At 68.5% G+C, this 13,561-nt stretch carries 16 protein-coding genes; 4 read left to right on the top strand and 12 right to left on the bottom strand.

The features are described from left to right. The first annotated feature begins 85 nt into the window (after positions 1 to 85). Positions 86 to 442: a DUF192 domain-containing protein gene (locus ABT078_RS10910; protein ID WP_351226134.1), complete on the top strand. Its 357-nt coding sequence runs from the start codon at positions 86 to 88 to the stop codon at positions 440 to 442. A 10-nt stretch (positions 443 to 452) separates the two neighbouring features. Here ABT078_RS10910 and ABT078_RS10905 read toward each other — a convergent pair whose 3' ends face one another. The 6 genes from ABT078_RS10905 to ABT078_RS10880 all read right to left on the bottom strand — a co-directional run bounded on the left by ABT078_RS10905 (position 453) and on the right by ABT078_RS10880 (position 6,274). Beyond that, entirely contained in the window at positions 453 to 1,268 is an 816-nt protein-coding gene (locus ABT078_RS10905; RefSeq protein WP_351226132.1) for a hypothetical protein, read from the bottom strand. Positions 1,269 to 1,347: 79 nt separating this feature from the next. Then, positions 1,348 to 2,475 carry a mannosyltransferase family protein gene (locus ABT078_RS10900; RefSeq protein WP_351226130.1) on the bottom strand — a complete coding sequence of 376 codons (1,128 nt, stop codon included), beginning with the start codon at positions 2,473 to 2,475 and terminating at the stop codon, positions 1,348 to 1,350. 75 nt (positions 2,476 to 2,550) lie between these two features. Beyond that, the gene (locus ABT078_RS10895; RefSeq protein ID WP_351226128.1) at positions 2,551 to 3,114 is read right to left on the bottom strand and encodes an SUKH-4 family immunity protein; all 564 of its coding nucleotides are present in this window, start codon (positions 3,112 to 3,114) and stop codon (positions 2,551 to 2,553) included. A gap of 248 nt (positions 3,115 to 3,362) precedes the next feature. Beyond that, on the bottom strand, positions 3,363 to 3,722 hold the full coding sequence (locus tag ABT078_RS10890) for a DUF7674 family protein (protein ID WP_351226126.1): 360 nt from the start codon (positions 3,720 to 3,722) through the stop codon (positions 3,363 to 3,365). Between the two features lie 67 nt (positions 3,723 to 3,789). After that, positions 3,790 to 4,569 carry a hypothetical protein gene (locus ABT078_RS10885; protein ID WP_351226124.1) on the bottom strand — a complete coding sequence of 260 codons (780 nt, stop codon included), beginning with the start codon at positions 4,567 to 4,569 and terminating at the stop codon, positions 3,790 to 3,792. Positions 4,570 to 4,600: 31 nt separating this feature from the next. Further along, positions 4,601 to 6,274 (bottom strand): polymorphic toxin-type HINT domain-containing protein, encoded by a 1,674-nt coding sequence (locus ABT078_RS10880; RefSeq protein ID WP_351226122.1) that lies wholly within the window; start codon positions 6,272 to 6,274, stop codon positions 4,601 to 4,603. Between the two features lie 232 nt (positions 6,275 to 6,506). Between ABT078_RS10880 and ABT078_RS10875 the strand changes: the two genes are divergently transcribed. Genes ABT078_RS10875 through ABT078_RS10865 form a run of 3 tightly spaced genes read left to right on the top strand, consistent with a single transcriptional unit; the run spans position 6,507 to position 9,575 of the window. Beyond that, entirely contained in the window at positions 6,507 to 8,504 is a 1,998-nt protein-coding gene (locus ABT078_RS10875; protein ID WP_351226120.1) for a hypothetical protein, read from the top strand. Positions 8,505 to 8,514: 10 nt separating this feature from the next. Beyond that, positions 8,515 to 9,096 carry a hypothetical protein gene (locus tag ABT078_RS10870; RefSeq protein ID WP_502981200.1) on the top strand — a complete coding sequence of 194 codons (582 nt, stop codon included), beginning with the start codon at positions 8,515 to 8,517 and terminating at the stop codon, positions 9,094 to 9,096. A 29-nt stretch (positions 9,097 to 9,125) separates the two neighbouring features. Beyond that, positions 9,126 to 9,575: a DUF3592 domain-containing protein gene (locus ABT078_RS10865; protein ID WP_351226118.1), complete on the top strand. Its 450-nt coding sequence runs from the start codon at positions 9,126 to 9,128 to the stop codon at positions 9,573 to 9,575. A gap of 4 nt (positions 9,576 to 9,579) precedes the next feature. On the opposite strand, the gene ABT078_RS10860 is transcribed toward ABT078_RS10865, so the two are convergent. From ABT078_RS10860 to ABT078_RS10835, 6 genes are all read right to left on the bottom strand, one after another. Then, positions 9,580 to 9,861 carry a YaeP family protein gene (locus ABT078_RS10860; protein ID WP_351226116.1) on the bottom strand — a complete coding sequence of 94 codons (282 nt, stop codon included), beginning with the start codon at positions 9,859 to 9,861 and terminating at the stop codon, positions 9,580 to 9,582. 245 nt (positions 9,862 to 10,106) lie between these two features. Then, on the bottom strand, positions 10,107 to 10,496 hold the full coding sequence (locus ABT078_RS10855; protein ID WP_351226114.1) for a hypothetical protein: 390 nt from the start codon (positions 10,494 to 10,496) through the stop codon (positions 10,107 to 10,109). Further along, positions 10,496 to 10,831: a hypothetical protein gene (locus tag ABT078_RS10850; RefSeq protein ID WP_351226112.1), complete on the bottom strand. Its 336-nt coding sequence runs from the start codon at positions 10,829 to 10,831 to the stop codon at positions 10,496 to 10,498. Before ABT078_RS10850 ends, ABT078_RS10855 begins: the two co-directional genes overlap by 1 nt. Positions 10,832 to 11,010: 179 nt before the next feature. Continuing rightward, positions 11,011 to 11,349 carry a hypothetical protein gene (locus ABT078_RS10845; RefSeq protein ID WP_351226110.1) on the bottom strand — a complete coding sequence of 113 codons (339 nt, stop codon included), beginning with the start codon at positions 11,347 to 11,349 and terminating at the stop codon, positions 11,011 to 11,013. 47 nt (positions 11,350 to 11,396) lie between these two features. Beyond that, a complete protein-coding gene (locus ABT078_RS10840) occupies positions 11,397 to 11,816 on the bottom strand; it encodes a hypothetical protein (RefSeq protein ID WP_351226108.1) in 420 nt (139 codons plus the stop codon). Continuing rightward, positions 11,816 to 13,462 carry a Hint domain-containing protein gene (locus ABT078_RS10835; protein ID WP_351226106.1) on the bottom strand — a complete coding sequence of 549 codons (1,647 nt, stop codon included), beginning with the start codon at positions 13,460 to 13,462 and terminating at the stop codon, positions 11,816 to 11,818. Before ABT078_RS10835 ends, ABT078_RS10840 begins: the two co-directional genes overlap by 1 nt. Between the last annotated feature and the right edge of the window lie 99 nt (positions 13,463 to 13,561).

The following is a 13,561-nucleotide window of genomic DNA, read 5'->3' as shown; positions in this document are numbered from 1 at the left end:
CCCGCGCCACGGTCATGGGCCCAGGGACCCACTCCCCCGTGGTCCTGGGCCCATAACCGCACGACTGCCGCTACGGTCTACCCCCATGGGCATCTGGCATGACGGCAAGGGCGAGTTGAGAGTCCCGGGCCACGACCATCCGGTGGATCTGGTGATAGCCGCCTCGTACCGGGCACGCACCCGAGGCCTGCTGGGCCGGGACGGCATCGACGGCGCGATCATGCTGACCCCGTGCAACAGCGTGCACACCTTCCGGATGCGCTTCGCCATCGATGTGGCCTACCTGGACAAGCAGTTGCGCGTCATCGACGTACGGACCATGAAGCCGGGGCGGCTGGGCATGCTGCGCCTCCGTTCCCGCCATGTGCTGGAGGCGGAGGCGGGGGCGATGGCGGGATGGGGCGTGCGACCGGGCGTACAGCTCGCGATCGAGACGCCCTGAGCCGTTCGCGCTAAGGCAACTTCGCGGACTGCTTCTGCACCAGGGCCACCGGGATCTCAGGCGTCTGCGCGTCGATGAAGTTGGCGGTGTAGAAGGTCGCGACCGTCGCCCCCCGGCGTACGACGTGGAACACAAGCGGCATCTTGCTGCCGTCCATGGCGCCCGTCACCTGGTAGGCGATCGCGTCGTCGCCCACCTTTTGCGTGGGCAGCTTCTTCACCTCGGAGTAGGTCGAGGCGCCGCCGTCACCGCCGTGCGTGGTGAAGCCCTCGGCACACGCCTCGACGGCGGTACCCACCGACTTCAGGACGGCGTCCGCCGAACCGGCCGTGTGGGAGGTGAGGATCACGGTGACGACCGTCTGCCTCTCGTTGCCCTCTTCCCTCTTGTCCACGACCGTGCGGTACAAGGTGGCGCTCGCGGCGGGTTCGGGGGCGCCGTTGATGACGGCCGCCAGCGGCTGGCAGTCCGGCTTGTCCGCCTTCTCGGTGCCGGGCTCCTCGCCGCCCTGCATCGGTGTGACCACGTAGTTCGGTACGTCGCCGGTCACGAGGGCCGCCTGCGTCAGCTCCGCCTTGGTGAGGGTCTTGCCGGTGCTCGGCTGCTCGGAGGCGGGCGGCACGGGCGCGTCGGACGCCTCGGGCGGCACGCCGTTCGACGGAGGGGCCTCCGAGGGTGTCACGGACGCGGACTCCTTGACAGGCTTCTTCGCGTCGCCCTCGGCCTTGTCGTCGCCCTCGCATCCGGTGGCCAGTCCGGCTGTCAGCGCGGCGGCCGCCGCGGTCATCACGATGCGTCGTGCCGTACCCGCGATCCGCGTCCCCATGCCGTTCCCATCTCGCTTCGTGTGTGTGAGCAGCACGCTAACAACGGGGCCCCGGGCGGCACATGGGCCCACGGGCCCATTACGGCGGCCCCGATCCGAGCAGCGTGAACGCCCCGTACGCGCCCGAGGCGACGGCGAGCAGCGCCACGACCACCACGACCGTTCGCTGCCGCAGCCGCGCCAGCGCCACCGCGGCGGGCAGCAGAAGCGGGAACGCCGGCATGATCAGACGCGGCCGGGAGCCGAAGTACGCGGCCCCGATCAGCGAGACGACCACGATGCCGATCCCGTACACGAGCAGGGGCAACGGCTGCCGCTGCCGCACGCACAGCCACACCACCCAGCCGAGCAGCCCGAGCGCGGCGATCAGCCCGATCCCGGCGAGCGGGGTCGGTCCCGTCAGCTGCTCACCGACGAACCGGGCGAGGGCGACGCCGCCGTCGATGTTGTTGCCCCAGGCGGCCTGGACCTCGAAGTACGCGGTCGGGCTGCCTTCGCGTACGGCCACGAAGACCACGTAACCCAGCCAGCCCAGCGGCGCCAGCACGACCCCCATGGCCATCCGCCAGGTCAGCACCCCAAAGCCCTCCCGGACGAGGCTCACGAGTGCGGTGATCCCGATGGCCGCGACGAGCGCCGCGGCCGACGGCCGGGTCAGCCCGGCGAGCGCGCACAGCGCCCCGGCGGCGATCCAGCGCCCCGTCAGCACCGCGTACAACGACCAGGCGGCGAGAGCGGTGAACAGCGTCTCCGTGTACGCCATCGACTGCACGAACGCGGTCGGGTACACCCCCCACAGCACCGCCAGCAGCGCCCCGGCACGGCGCCCGGCCACATGCGCCCCGACGGCGTAGATCCCCCACGCGGCCGCGAAGGCGGCGACCCAGGCGACGACCAGCCCGGCGGTCGCGGCGTCCACGCCCGGCACGACCTCCGAGACTCCGCGTTCCAGCGCCGGCAGAAGGGGAAAGAAGGCGAGGTCGGAGTGGAGGCTGCCGTCGGGGAGCCGGACCTCGTAGCCGTACCCGTTCTCCGCGATCCGGATATACCAGACCGCATCCCAGCGCCCTTTGAGCCGCTTCAGCCCGTCCGTCCCGGCCAGGGCCGCGCCCACCGCGAGGATCACCATGCCGGTCAGCCGTACGGCCGCGTAGCCGAGGAGCGCGGGCGCGGCGCGGCGCGGACGGAGTTCCTGATCTGTGGACATGCGCTCGATTATGTCCGTGCCGCGGCGCGGGACCGCGCACTCCTCGCGCTCCGACGCCGCCTGCCATGGGCCGGGTCAGCTCAGGGCCAGGTCCTCCCACCAGCTGGTTCCTGTCGCCGAGCGCGACTTCGCCTCCGGGTCCCGGGCCACCGCCCAGGCGGCGAAGCGGTCCAGGCACCAGTGGAAGGTCTCGTACTCCTCGCTTTCCTCCAGCGGGTCGACGAGGTCGCAGAACCGGGTCCAGCGCCAGACGGTCTCGACGTACGCGGTGACGGAGGTGTTCACCAGCCCGCCGGTGGTGTTGCCGGGCCGCGGTACGCCGAAGACACCACCCGCCTTCGCGATCGCCCCGTAGTCGCGCAGCCAGCTGCTGGCCAGGCGGTACGCGCGGGCGCCGTCGGCGAGGGTGAGGGCCGGATCGGCGGCGTCCTGGAAGTCGGCGGTCGGGCTGTGGGTGGCTGCCCCGACCGGATGGGTCACGGGCAGCCCCCACCGTACGAGCGCGTCGATGTCACCGGCCGGAAGTCGCCAGGCCCGTACCGCATCGCCGGGGCGCGCCACTTCGGGCGGCGGGCCGACCACGGCGTCCAGGTCACGGGTGAGCAGGTCCTCCAGGGCGCGCTGGGCCACCTTGTCCATGGGACGCAGGGTAGGGGGCACGTCCGGCGCCGGGCGGGCCGACGCCACGGCGACCGGCGCCATGAGCGTTGGGGCCACCATGGACGGCAGCCGCAGGGCGGTCCGCGTCCACATGGGCCGCGTCGACCTGCGACGGCTCGACCCCGGCGGCCTCGGCCAGGGCCGCCACCATCGCATCCGGCTCCGGCCGGTGCACGGTCAGGAAAGTGCGGAGCACGATGAGCGACAATTGCGGCGGCTACGGTCATTCAGCCCGAGGGCCGGATCTTCGCGAACTTGGCCGCCAGGACCGGGCCGAGGTGCTGGACGATGTCGTGCCCGGGCCGCCCCGGGTAGGGCAGGTCGTCGAGGAACGACGTCACGATGACCGCGTCGATCTCCGGCACCCCGCGAGCGCTGTGCTCCTCCAGGAAGTCGAGGGTGCGGCGCCAGTCCGGCGCCTCGGGGTCCTCGCCGAGATACGACCGCACGACCTCCTGCACGACGTCCCAGAAGAACACATGCGGGAGGACGCCGTCCTCGTTGAACACGTGTGACTCGTACAGATCCTCGTACTCGGGGATCCGGGCGACGAGGTCCTGCACCAGCTGCACATCCGGCGTCGTCATCAGCAGTCCAGTCCGGGCGGTTGTGCAGGAAGGCTCGAGAGCACTGCCCAACAGGCAGGTCGAGTCGTCAATCGATCAATTCCTCAAGCGACTCCACCCACGTGGTCAGATAGGAGCGGAGCACCTCGCGGCCGCCATGGAGGCCGGTGCCACGGCCGTCGTTGCCACCGTCGCCCACCCGGATCCGGTCTCGGAGGCCCCGCATCGCCGCGAGCGCCTCCCGGTCCTCGTCCAGTTCGATCCGGGCGATGACCTCGTCGTCCGTCAGAACGTAGAACTGCGCGAGCCAGCCCATCAGCTCGGGATCCCGCGGTGTACCACCGCCCGTACGAGACGGCTCCCGACCCAGCGCCGTCTCCGGCGCACGGAGCAGCCAGCCCGCGTAAAGGCCATCGGTGAAGAGCAGCTCCAGCCCGTCGGCGACTTCGACGCCCAACAGTTCCCCCTCGGCGCTCCCCTCAGCGACCTGGCACACCAGCATGTCGTCCTCGATGCTGCAGTGTCGGGAGACCGTCTGCGGAAGTCGGAACGGGTCGGCCGCCTTCGCCACGAGCTGCCCCTTGACGGCCGACCTGTCCGCCCACCGCGCCGGCACGTGCTTCGCCTCATCCGTCTGCGAGGTCGCCGGGATGCTCAACCACGCACTGACCAGGCGCAAATCGTCTGTGGAGAAGCGCAGCTCCTCCTCGCCCGACAGTCGCCAGTCCCCGCAACCGAAGGTACGGGCGACATGCAACTCGTGCTCCTCCGGATCACGGGTCGGGCCGACATCCAGCGAAAGCGGGGCAAGGTGAGGCAGTTGGGGGAGGGTAAGCCCCTCCTCGATCCAGAACTCGGCCTCGCCCAACGCAACCGTGCGCATTTTTCGGTCCCCTGCCTTACATGATGAACTTGATCGCGCGAGCCGCGTAACCGTTCTTGGTACGCATCTTGCCCTGCTCGATCATTTCAGCCGTGATCGGAATGCCCGGGTCGCTGGCCTTGCCTCCGAAGATCTCGGCGCCGGACGAGCCTCGCGGACCATCCTTGCCGTAGGCGGTGACAGCCTGTCCGATCGTGGCGCCCTTGCCGTCCAGGAACACAACGTTGCCGTCCTTGTAGAAGATGATCCGCCCTTCCGTCCCCTGGGAGATGTAGATCCCTTCGGGGTTGGAGAGGATGTCCAGGACCTTCTCGTCGGTCAGGCGCCCGTGATAGCTGTACTTGGGGTTCTTGTCGACCTTCTTCTTGAACTTGCCGGACTTCGCATCATCGATGATCTTCTGGATGCGCTTCTTCATGCGCTTGTGTTCTTGCTCTTCGCGCTTCTTCTTCTTCTCGCACTCCGTCGGGTCCTGGTTATGGACGAGGACGCCCGTACTGCCGGCTCCTACGTAATACGTATGGATGGATTCGACAGTGAGGTCGTGCGTGCGCTGCTGCTTCAGATAGCGGCTGATCCCGATGACAGACAGCGAGCGCCCGGTGGAGCTGCGCAACTCATCGCCCACATCGATGTCACCGGCGTCGACCCAGCGCTCTTCGCCGACCACCCAGAAGGGGTGGGTGTCCGTGGCGGTCAGCGTCGTCGCGCGCCCGCCCTGGCTCACCGTGAGGCGGGTGAACTGCTTGTCGTCCGCGGTCGAGATGGTGTCCGTGACCACTCGGGCTTCGGTACGCCCTCGCTCGGGATCGGTGGCCAGCACCCGGTCGCCGATGCGTACCGTCTCGATCGGGATCCTGGTCCCGTCCGCAAGCAGAACCGGCGTGCCGGGCAGGAAGCTGTGAGTGGGGCAGGAGTCCTTCTTCTTGGGTGGGTCCTTCTTCTCGGCATCGAGCTTCTTCTTCGCGTCGGCGAGTTTCTTCTCGGCCTCCTGGACCTTCTTGCGGTTCTTGATCAGGCCCTTGATGCCGTCGTAGAGGTCACCGCCGTGCTTCTTGAGCTTCTTGATGAGCTCGGCAGCCTTCTTCCATTTCCACGGCGCGCCGTACTTCGCCGCGAGCTTGCCCACCGCGCCACCGATCAGACTGGTGAGGATGTTGATGAGGGTCTCGGTACAGGCGCCCATGTCGCCCTTGGTGATGCAGTCGAAGGCATCCTTGATGCCGAGCTCCTCGGCAAGGATCTTGGCAAGCTCCTTGGCGGCTTCCTTCGCCTTGTCGGAATCCGACTTCTCCGCTGCCTGGGCGTCCTGGAGCTCCTTCAGCGCCTTCTCGTAGTCGATCTGCTCCTGCGACTTCGGCGCGTCAGCGTCGCCGCCGTCGTCCGACGCGGGATCACTCTGTGTGCCACCGGTGCCATCGGCCTGGGCATCATCGCCCCCGCACTCGCCACCGCCGATACATGACACCTGCGCCGCGATCTTCTGGGTCAGCTCCGCACCGATCCCGGTCCCCACCAGCGCACCGACGATCGCCACCACGACCAGAACCAGACCCAGGTACTCCAACGCACCCTGGCCACGATCCCGCCCCCGACGCCGCCGACGCAGCCCGAGCAGCCGCGCCTCCGTCCGAGGCACCCTCAAACGAACCTGTCGGCGAACTCGCCTTACTACCCCCAGTGGTGACATATGCGCGACGCTAACCACCCACGACACCAGCCGTCATGGGCCCCAGGACCCAGAGCCGGTCCCAGAGCACCCGGCCAACCAGCACAGTTGCCTGCCCCCGTCCGGTTGGGCCCGAGATTGGGGCCTGGGACCCACGTAACCGGGGCCGCGCGCTCGTACGCTCGCGCCGCGAGCAGGCAGCGCGGATGCAGCCGGATGCAGCACCGGCTTCGGAGACGAGAGAGGTACGGCCGTGAGCGGTGGCGGGACGTGGGGCAGCGGATACGGACGCAGCGGGTACAACCCCCCGGGGCGGCACGGCCCCGGCGGCTCAGGTCCGTTCTTCGCGCTGATACGCAGCTGGGCAGCGGCGATCATCGTGTACTTCGCCAGCGGGCTGCTCTTCGCCAAGGCTCTCCTGGAGCCCCTCGCCACCTCCGAACGGCTAGAAGTCTTCGGCTGGCGGCTCGCGCTGCTGCATGTCCCCAGCATCCTCACCGTCACACTGACCGCGCTTGCCGCCGCCCGCGTTCTGCCCGAACCTCAGCGCGACTCCCTCGCCACTCGGCTCCCCGCGACCCTCACCGTGCCCGTCGCCGGCCTCGTCTACGGCTACGCCGTGTCCTGGGACCTGCTCTCGGCGGAGGGCATCTTCATGCCAGTCGTGGCCTTCGCCACCGGCACCGCCACGGGCCTGGCGTTCGACCGGCTGCTGGAAGGGCGCAGTGCGGACGACCGTACCCCTGCATATCCGTACACCTGGCGGGACAGCGGCGCGACCGCCTTCGAGTACCTCGGCGTGATCGTCGTGGTCGTCGCCCTGGTCCTCGCGATCTCCGCGGCGGGTATCGGCGGCGGCATCGGTGACCGTATCCGATGCGCCATCACCTCCCTCACGGGCTCCGGCGGGGGCAACTGCGCCACCGGCCCGGACGGCACCGCGAAGCCCAAGACCGACGCGGACTACGAGCCGAAGCTGTGCCAGGTCTCCAACGTGTCCGACACTGCGGGTGGCAAGGTGAAGATCGGCTGGTTCGAGTGGGGCGAGGAGTACGGCTTCCAGCAGAAGGTCGCCCAGGCGAACACCGACGTGAACGAGGACGGCAAGGTCGACGGCAACGACAAGCTCGTCTACCTCACCTTCACCGACGCCGCGTCCGCGGGTGTCAACGGCTCCACCCCCGGCATCAAGCTCGGCAAGCTCGGCAAGGCCGATGTGGACCTCGGCGCCGGCATCAAGGTGACGAACGGCGACACCTGGGTCTTCAAGAGCGAGGAGGACGCCAAGAAGATGCGTGACGACATCGAGGAAATGAAGATGTGGGAGACCTCGATGACGCACAGCGGTGGGTACGGCGGCGGCAACTGGTACGCCGCCAACAAGTGGGGCGAGAAGAAGGAAGCGATCGAGAAGCAGATCGGCGACAAGAAGATCTCGTACTCGACGATCGGCGCCTACGTGCAGGCGGACGGCGGGCTCGGCATCAAGGCGGGCGACGACACCAAGCTGGGCGCCAAACTGGGCGGCAAGGCCAAGTTCTCGCCCGACGTGACGATCACCAAGGACGACGTCAACGGAAACGAGTCCTACACGTACACCGCCAAGCTGGAGATCGAGGGCAAGGTCAGCGGCGAGGCAGGCCCGCTCGGCGGCACGGCCGGGGCGAAGGACTCGTACACCGGCGCCATCACGGTCACGCGCGACCAGAAGACCGGCAAACTGGTCCGTATCGACATGACGAAGACGTTCGAGGGCACGCAGACCTCCGACAAGACCGAGGTCGGTCACGACAACGGAAAGAAGAAGGACGAGAAGCGGGGCGGCAAGGGCAGCGTCAACGACTCCTCCGGGCCGACCGGCATCGAGGTCCAGACGAACTCCATCGTCTTCGGCAAGGAGAGCGACCAGCCGACCGAGGACAAGAGGGCCATCGCCGAGCAGTGGCTCGACGGCTCCGGGAACAACACCGCCCCGTTCGAGTACATGTTCGGCGACAAGTCGCTTCAGCAGAAGCCCGAGGGGAACGACCCCTTCGAGCAGATGATGTTCCATGACGGCCTGTCGAGCACGATGAACTACCACGGCGAGACGGACGCCCAGGAGTTCGGTTTCGAGGTCTCACTGGGCATGAGCCTCGGGTTCTCCATCTCGGACGAGCACAAGGAGGAGACACTGACGGACGCCCAGTTCCTCGGCGCCCCGCAGGGCGACAAGCGCTCCTACCTGCCGTACAGCTACTGCGCGAAGTAAGGACGTAAGGATGATGAAGAACTTCCGAGCGCTCAGTGGCGCAACGGCTGCCGCCCTCTCCCTGGCCCTGCTGACCGGCTGCGGTGGCGGCGCCGATGCCGCAGCACTCCCTGACGGCTGGGACACGCTCGACACCAAGAGCCTGTCCGTCGGCTACCCGGCCGGGGAGGGCTACAAGGAGCAGCCCGCCGCCGAGCGCAGCAAGCACAACGCCGCGGTCGCGCTCAAGGAGGAGGGCGGACTGCGCACCGGCATGGTGTCCGTGCAGCTGAACTTCGCCACGGGCGTGGACGACGCGGCGGAGGCCGCATCCGCGGCGGGCGCGGTGATCGGCATCGGAGCCACGCGCAAGGACACCAGCGACGTCCGGCTGAACGGCGAGGAGAGCGCGCGGCAGGCACGCCGCATCAACTACGAGTTCACGTCGAGCGGCGAGGAGCGGACCCCGGAGCAGGGGACGCGCATGACGGGTGTCATGGTGGCGGGGGTCGATTCGAAGGGGGTCCCCTTCCTCGTACGGATCAACGCGGTGAAGGATGCCCTGAGCGAGGACGAACTCGATACGTTCGTGGAGTCGATCACCGTCAAGTAGCCCACGCCAGTGACGTAAGGCAGGCAGCGATGCAGATCCTTCCCGGTGGCAGCGCCACGTTTCTGCTGCTGCTCGGCGTCCTCTTCGGGGCTTTCGCGATCCGCTCCGCTCTTCGGCTGGGCCGCGTCCTGTGGCTCGTGCGGCGCGGCGAGCATGCCGAGGGGCGGTGCGCCGAGCGCCGCATGGTCGACCGCGGCCCGGGCATGGAGCACCGTTACGCCACCGAGTACGTCTTCGCCTTCCGCACCCGCGACGGCCGCGACGTCGAGTTCACCGACTCGGCGCCGGGCCCCTTCGGCTTCGAGGTCGGCGCCCCGATCCGCGTCTCGTACGACCCGGCGGCCCCGGACAAGCGGGCGACGGTGGCCGGCCCCGGAGCCTGGGGTCCGCTGCTGGTGCCGGCCGCGTTCGCGGTGGGGCTGGGGGTGCTCGCGCTGGGGCTGCTGTACGGGTTCGTGGCGATGCGGGGCTGGGTGTGAGCGTCTACCGCCGTGCCTGTTCCCGGATCTCGGGCGGCACGGACTCGTCGGCAGCAATCCTGTCCAGCGACTCACGGCTGCACGGCAGTTCGTCCACGGCCCACAGCAGACGTACGGCGCTGCCCGCCGCGAAACCCCGCCGCACGTACGACTCCGCCAGATCGGCCGCCCACGGGGCGGCCGCCTCCAGCGTCCCGGCGGAGTGATCGACCAGCCAGTCGAAGACGTCCTCGGCGAGCCACGCCGCGATCCGCGCGGTCCACCGCTCCGTGAAGTCCTCTTGCACTGCTTCTTCTGATCCCTGTTGGCAATGCGGCGGGCGTGGTCGGCGTGCCACTGTGCCTCGTTGGCGTGCTTCAGGGCCTGGTCGAGGTCGCCGCGCTTGGCTTCGTCCCTGGCCTTCTGCGCGGACTCCGCGGCTCGGCCGTTCGGCGTGGCGGAGCCAGCGGCATCCGACACCCACGGACCTGCCGCGCCTCTCGGACGGAGCAAGGTCGGGCGGGGCAAAGCCGGGCGCCGTACCAATCCCCGTCATTCAGTCGGGGTCTGCCCGTAGTAGGGCCTCACGGTCCTGGCCAGCTTCCGCTGGATCGACCGCAGCGTCCTGATGGTCCGTTCGTCGTCAAGCCCCGTGGTCGTCCGCCACTCGAAGCCGGTGCCCGCGAGGTCGCTGACGAAGACGATCTCCGTAGCCAGGAGAGTGCGCGCCCAGTCCACCGGGGCAAGCGCGACGTCGTCGGCGAGTGCGGCCCGCAGCCTGCGGCACTGCTCGAGCAGATCCTGCATGGACGCGAATCCCATGCCGACGGCGAGCTGATCGCTGCACCGGGCAGGCCCTCCCCACTCCAGGAGCGCCCGCCGAAGCAGTGCGATCTCGTCCTCGGCGAGGAGTTCACTCGCCGGCACGTCTCGTCCCGCCATCAGTTCAGTCCTTCCCAATATTCTTCGAGCGAGCCCGGGTCCCGCCGGAAGATCGTCCCGCCGTCAGGATGCATGGGGTCGTGGATCACGATGGTCGTGCCGTCCTTGCCGAGGAACGCCTTCCGACCGCTGCCCAGGTCCTTGGTCCGCGAGGGATTCTGGATCACGTCCTTGGTGAGTTTGCGGAGATCGTCGACCGACATACCGGGGAAGTCCCCCGCGTGCTTGCTGCCCGCGTGCCAATCGGCGATGTCGTCGGCGTCCTCAAGGCGCATCTCGTCGGTGCACCAGTCGTTGTTGTGCACCAGGACGGGGGCGAGCCCCGCCCAAAGCACGTCTCAAATGCCTTACGGCGGCGGCCTTCCGGCGTCCGGCCCGGGGCGAAGGAACCGGCGCGACCGGGGCCGGACGGCCCTCGAGTACGACGGAAAGGCATGCGGGTGACGACCCGGCGGGGCCGCGGGCGCTGCCGGAGCCGACACCATCGGCAGGCGCACGCGGGCGCCCTCCCCCCTCAGCCCCGTTCCACAGCCGCCTTGGCGTACCCGTGCCGGAGCCCCAGCGCCACATCGGACACGTTCGCCCGGAAGTACCCGACTCTCTCCACGCACTCGCGCTCCGACGGGAGCAGGGCCAGCAGCGTGACCAACAGTGCGTGCACGGACCGCAATTGGCCGTCCGTCGCTCGCACGTCCGAGGAGTGGTCGGGATCGCGCTCGACCGCGAACAGCGTCGCGAGCGATTCGCCCTCCGGCCCGAGTACGAAGACCCGCTGGGCCTCGTCCGGCACCAACTCGGCGAACGCGCCGGCCGACCTCCCCAGCAGGTCGAGCTGGGACGGGGTCAGCCGCACGAGCCAGCCCTCATCCCCTTCCGCACGGCGAACGGGTACCCGCGCCCTCATCCGCCCGCCTCGCCCGTCCGCACAGTGATCCCCCACCTCAGACTGCTCGCCAGCCGTAGGAGCGTCTCCCTGAAGTCCCCGACCCTCCCGACGAACTCCTCCTCCGTCCAGACGGAGGAGGTGGGCAGCGTGGTGAGGACGGCGTGGAGCGCGTGGAGCTGCGCGAAGGTCAGCGTGACCGGACCGGGAACGACGTCGTCGTAAGGAAGCGTGAGCTGAAGCGGTTCGTCCAGGCTCACGTCCCAGGACCCCAGTACGAGTGCCCTGGCGGCCGGGGACTGCTCCTGAGCGGCGAACACGACGGCCGCCCGGCGGAGCAGATGGAACTGATCGTCCGGGAGCACGAGCACGTAGCTCCCGCCGGCACTCCCGTCCCCGGTCCCCTCGGCCCGCCGGATCACTGCCTCGGTCTCCATCAGCTGGGCTTCGGTCCCTTCGTGTAGATCCGGTCGAACTCTTCCTTGGACAACTTGTACCCGTGGATCATGGTGCCGTTCCTGAGGATCACCACGCCCTTTTCCTCATCGTAGAGCGCCTCCGACTGGGAGTTCGGCTTCGACGGGTCCGGCGGCCGGGAGTCGTGGTGGCTGAACTGCTTGTCCTTGAACTTGGCGAAGTACTCCGCCATCTTCGTCGGGTCGCCGTTCGTCCCAGGAATGATGTGGTCCTCGGCGTTCTTGATCCGCTTGGCCGCCTCCTCCGGGGTCTCGCCGGGCACCGGCTGGTCCTTGGACTTGATCCGCTTGACGTTGTAGTCCACACCGTCGGCGACTTTCGTACCGTGCGCCTTGTCGATCTTCTCGTGCGCCTTGTCCGTGATGCCGTAGTTCGGATCTTCGTCGTAGTCGGGGTTCTCACAAGGATCGTTGTTGTGGACCAGTGCGTTCTGCCCGCCCACACCGACGTAATAGGTGTGAATGTCCTCAATGGTGAGGTCGAAGGTCGTCTGCCGGAGCGAATAGCGCACGATGCCCGTGACCTGCAGCGTTCCGCCCGACGGGGTCAGGAAGGCGGCGCCCGTCCTGATGTCCCCCGCCGTCACCCAGCGGCCGCCGTGGCCCGCGACCCAGAAGGGGTGAGTGTCGGTGGCGGTGAGTGCCGCCGCCCCCGTGCCCGTACGGACGGTCAGGCGGGTGAAGTCCTTGTCGTCATGGGTGGTGATGGTGTCCGTGACGCGGCGTGCCGTGGTCAGCCCACTGTCCGGGTCGGTGACAGTGACCCACTGACCGACGCGTACGGTCTCGATGGGGATGCGGGTGCCGTCGGCCAGCAGCACCGGAGTGCCCGCCAGGAAGCTGTGAGGCGTCGCGCACTTGGTCGGTTTGTCGTCGGGCTTCTTCTCGTCCGGTTTCTTCTGCTTCTCCGGGTCCCACTTCTTCTTGGCGTCGTCGAGTTTCTTCTGGGCGTCCGCGACCTTCTTGCGGTTCTTGATCAGGCCTGTGATGCCGTCGTAGAGATCCCCGCCGTGCTTCTTGAGCTTCTTGATGAGCTCGGCGGCCTTCTTCCACTTCCACGGCGCCCCGTACTTCGCCGCGAGCTTGCCCACCGCGCCACCGATCAGACTGGTGAGGACGTTGATCAGGGTCTCGGTACAGGCGCCCATGTCGCCCTCGGTGATGCATTTGAGCGCATCGGTGATACCGAGCTCCTCGGCAAGGATCTTCCCGAGCTCCTTGGCGGCTTCCTTCGCCTTGTCCGAGTCCGACTTCTCCGCCGCCTGAGCGTCCTGGAGCTCCTTCAGAGCCTTCTCGTAGTCCAGCTGCTCCTGGGACTTGGGGGTGTCGCCGTTACTGCCACCACTGTCGGATGCGGGGTTCCCCTGTGTGCCACCAGTGCCGTCCGCCTGAGCGTCGTCACCCCCGCCACCGCACTCGCCACCACCGATGCACGACACCTGCGCAGCGATCTTCTGCGTCAGCTCCGCACCGATCCCCGTCGCCACCAGCGCACCGACGATCGCCACCACGACCAGAGCCAGACCCAGGTACTCCAACGCACCCTGACCACGGTCCCCACGCCCGCGCCGGCGCAGACCGACCAGCCGCGCCTCCGTCCGAGGCACCCACACACGAACCCGCCGGCGAACACGCCGCACAACCCCCGCTGGTGACATACGCCGAGCCTAGGCCTCGCGGCAGCGACAAGTCGTGGGCTCCTGGGC

Origin of the sequence: Streptomyces sp. NPDC002133 (assembly GCF_040296405.1) — a bacterium.
Taxonomy (GTDB): Bacteria; Actinomycetota; Actinomycetes; order Streptomycetales; family Streptomycetaceae; genus Streptomyces.
This window is presented reverse-complemented; position numbering and strand designations above follow the sequence as displayed.

What these genes read in the sequence shown, in the direction of transcription:
- ABT078_RS10910 (WP_351226134.1), top strand. Translation starts at nt 86, where the DNA reads ATGGGCATCTGGCATGACGGCAAGGGCGAGTTGAGAGTCCCGGGCCAC.
- ABT078_RS10905 (WP_351226132.1), bottom strand. Translation starts at nt 1,268, where the DNA reads ATGGGGACGCGGATCGCGGGTACGGCACGACGCATCGTGATGACCGCG.
- ABT078_RS10900 (WP_351226130.1), bottom strand. Translation starts at nt 2,475, where the DNA reads ATGTCCACAGATCAGGAACTCCGTCCGCGCCGCGCCGCGCCCGCGCTC.
- ABT078_RS10895 (WP_351226128.1), bottom strand. Translation starts at nt 3,114, where the DNA reads ATGGACAAGGTGGCCCAGCGCGCCCTGGAGGACCTGCTCACCCGTGAC.
- ABT078_RS10890 (WP_351226126.1), bottom strand. Translation starts at nt 3,722, where the DNA reads ATGACGACGCCGGATGTGCAGCTGGTGCAGGACCTCGTCGCCCGGATC.
- ABT078_RS10880 (WP_351226122.1), bottom strand. Translation starts at nt 6,274, where the DNA reads ATGTCACCACTGGGGGTAGTAAGGCGAGTTCGCCGACAGGTTCGTTTG.
- ABT078_RS10870 (WP_502981200.1), top strand. Translation starts at nt 8,515, where the DNA reads ATGATGAAGAACTTCCGAGCGCTCAGTGGCGCAACGGCTGCCGCCCTC.
- ABT078_RS10865 (WP_351226118.1), top strand. Translation starts at nt 9,126, where the DNA reads ATGCAGATCCTTCCCGGTGGCAGCGCCACGTTTCTGCTGCTGCTCGGC.
- ABT078_RS10855 (WP_351226114.1), bottom strand. Translation starts at nt 10,496, where the DNA reads ATGGCGGGACGAGACGTGCCGGCGAGTGAACTCCTCGCCGAGGACGAG.
- ABT078_RS10840 (WP_351226108.1), bottom strand. Translation starts at nt 11,816, where the DNA reads ATGGAGACCGAGGCAGTGATCCGGCGGGCCGAGGGGACCGGGGACGGG.